The sequence below is a fragment of the Phyllobacterium sp. P5_D12 genome (assembly GCF_054049495.1).
The window spans coordinates 1-1,747 of record NZ_JBFUMG010000739.1 but is presented as its reverse complement, the minus strand read 5'-3'; the positions used below and the strand labels follow the sequence as shown (position 1 = coordinate 1,747).

The following is a 1,747-nucleotide window of genomic DNA, read 5'->3' as shown; positions in this document are numbered from 1 at the left end:
GGTATCAACAGCTCTGATTGCCAAGGAATTGAAGGTTTCCCAACGCGGGGCGCTAAATCTCATCGGTGAACTTGGCGTGCGTGAAATGACGGGCAGGGGACGTTACCGCGCTTGGGGAATCGTCTGAAACACCCGGATAGTCGATGAGACGTGGGATCGGGTTTTCACTCCGGAACTCTAGGCAGAAAAGCGCGCTAGTACACTACCGGAAGTCACCAGAAAACGGTCGGTTGAAAATGCCGATAATCGCTTAGCCACGTCTTTTGATGCAAATAAAACCTCACCAAATCAATGCTTTGGACGACCTCCGACCCTGCGGAAAAACGCGTCAACGTTAGACGGCTCTCGCCAGTGTCGCCAAAACAAATGCAATAAATTACAGTCTGTTGTGAAGAAGCTAACTAGGAGTTAGCTGCTCAATAGGGAAAATATTACCTATAAACAATACGTTAACCATGGTAGCAATGGTTTCGCTTCTAACTAACGATTTCAATTTGAAACCTTTAACCGGAAATCGGATGCTAATTTCTTATTGAGGATTTCGATTCTCGGCGTGCAGGCTGTGTGTGAACCCCAAACACAAATCGCAACGGAAGTACGACCGCCAGAGCGTGACGATGCCAATGGAGAATGCGTCGCGCGTCCATTGTGTTCGATGGCTACTATCCAGCGCAACTAACCTCCCAGTAGCCATTGGCGACCAAATCAACTTTCTTGGGAGGCAGTTTGTGCTAGGCGCTCTACGATGTCGAGCAGGTACTCCCGTAGTCCGGAGATACTCGTAAGCAAGACCGTTGTGTAGTGATTGCCAAGCCTCGCTTGACGAGCCCTGTTTATGAATGCCTTTTCACCCACGACAACGTCGGCATAGGGCAAGACAATGTTAAGGGCGGCCAGATCTCGGGAACAAACGCCGAAGCGCATCGTTCCCAATCTGACCGTGCGACCGCAAGAGGGACTTTATGCACCCAAATGAACGCTCCAATTCGTCCCTGACGGAGGACGACCGGCATCGCCTGTTGCTGAATGCTGTAACCGACTATGCGATTTACATGTTGGATGCCGACGGAATTATCAGCAGCTGGAATGCAGGGGCCCAACGCTTCAAAGGTTACAAGCCGGACGAGATCATCGGCGAACATTTTTCGCGCATCTACACAGATGCGGACCGAGTGTCGGGCTTGCCAGCGCGTGCGTTGGAGACCGCAGCGCGCGGGGGAAGGTTTGAAGGCGAGGGCTGGCGGGTGCGGAAAGATGGCACGCAGTTCTGGGCGCACGTGATTGTCGATCCGATTCGCAGTCCTTCAGGGGAAGTGATCGGATTTGCCAAGATTACGCGTGATATGACTGAACGAAAGGCCTCGGAAGACGCACTGAAGAGCAGCCAGGAGCAGTTCAGAATTCTTGTTCAGGGCGTTACCGACTACGCCATATACATGCTGGATCCCGATGGGAACATTGTTAGCTGGAACGCTGGTGCCGAACGCATCAAGGGCTACGCTCCGTCCGAAATCATTGGGCAGCACTTCTCCAAGTTCTACACGCAGGAAGATCTTGACGCTGGTATGCCGCAATATGCGCTGGATACTGCAAGGGAAACCGGGCCTTACGAAAAAGAAGGCTGGCGCGTGCGCAAGGATGGCAGCCGGTTTTCTGCCAGCGTCGTCATCGATGCTGTGCGGGATGAGGCCGGCAAACTCATCGGCTTTGCCAAGGTTACCCGTGATGTGACCGAACGGAACAGGGG

The 1,747-nt window shown here is 52.9% G+C and carries 2 protein-coding genes; both read left to right on the top strand.

Translation table 11 applies throughout. The features are described 5' to 3' along the window. The coding region (locus tag ACXJ5O_RS25915; RefSeq protein ID WP_457302413.1) for a helix-turn-helix domain-containing protein at positions 1 to 127 on the top strand (127 nt) is incomplete at its 5' end. A gap of 835 nt (positions 128 to 962) precedes the next feature. After that, the coding region (locus ACXJ5O_RS25910; protein WP_457302412.1) for a PAS domain-containing protein at positions 963 to 1,747 on the top strand (785 nt) is incomplete at its 3' end.